Origin of the sequence: Pseudomonas sp. EL_65y_Pfl1_R83 (assembly GCF_963970695.1) — a bacterium.
Taxonomy (GTDB): domain Bacteria; phylum Pseudomonadota; class Gammaproteobacteria; order Pseudomonadales; family Pseudomonadaceae; genus Aquipseudomonas; species Aquipseudomonas tritici.
In genome coordinates this window covers 1-830 of the sequence record NZ_CAXAQI010000063.1, presented here as the reverse complement: position 1 = coordinate 830, position 830 = coordinate 1, and the positions used below count along the sequence as shown (strand labels likewise).

Annotated in this window: 2 protein-coding genes; one reads left to right on the top strand and one right to left on the bottom strand. The window is 65.2% G+C overall.

The features are described from left to right. Positions 1-232: hypothetical protein (locus tag AACY08_RS27600; RefSeq protein ID WP_339472278.1), on the top strand; the 232-nt coding region annotated here is incomplete at its 5' end. Positions 233-254: 22 nt separating this feature from the next. On the opposite strand, the gene AACY08_RS27595 is transcribed toward AACY08_RS27600, so the two are convergent. After that, on the bottom strand, positions 255-830 hold a 576-nt coding region (locus tag AACY08_RS27595), incomplete at its 5' end, for an SUMF1/EgtB/PvdO family nonheme iron enzyme (RefSeq protein ID WP_339472277.1).

Here is an 830-nt window from a genome sequence, read left to right as displayed (position 1 = left end):
CGGCGGCACGATCAACGTCGTCTCGCAGCAGCCCACCACCGACAAGCTCTCGGGCTTCGTCGATTTCGGTTATGGCAATTATCACTACACCAAGACCGATGCCGCGCTGAATGTGCCGCTCAGCTTTCAGACATGGCGCTTGTTGCGGCACGACCAGGAATTGACCATTGCCGAGGCCCGCGCCGTGGTGGTTCGGCTCATCGAAGCGATCCTCGCCCATATCGACGATTGAGCCGGCCTGCGGTCCGCGTCGATCAACCCGGCGGCGCGCGGCGATTGTCGACCAGCCGCACACCGATATGATCGGTGCCGAGCCCCAATTCCTGAAATTGCCGTGCCGCCGGGCGGTAGCGCGCGCAATAATTGGCGGCACATAGATACGACCCGCCCTTGATCACACGCCGGTCGCCGTCGGCAACCCCGCTGGTCCATTCCCACACATTGCCGATCATGTCGTACAGGCCATAGCCGTTGGCAGGGAAGCATCCGACCGGCGCGCGACCGCGATAGCCATCGATGCCAAGATCGCGGGCCGGGAACACGCCTTGATAGTAATTGGCGGTCGGCGTGCCGTGCGCGTCGATCGGTTCGGGCAAAGCAGGCTGGCCACCCCGCGCGGCATATTCCCATTGCGCTTCGGTCGGCAGGGCCTTGCCCGCCCAGCGCGCATAGGCCTCGGCATCTTCATAGGCGATCTGGACGACGGGAGTCGTACCCTTGCCGACAATCGATTCGTTCGGGCCCGCCGGATGTTGCCACGTCGCCCCCACCACCCACCGCCACCAGCGCGGATCGTCGCCGGACGGGACCGCGAACACCGCCGACCCCGG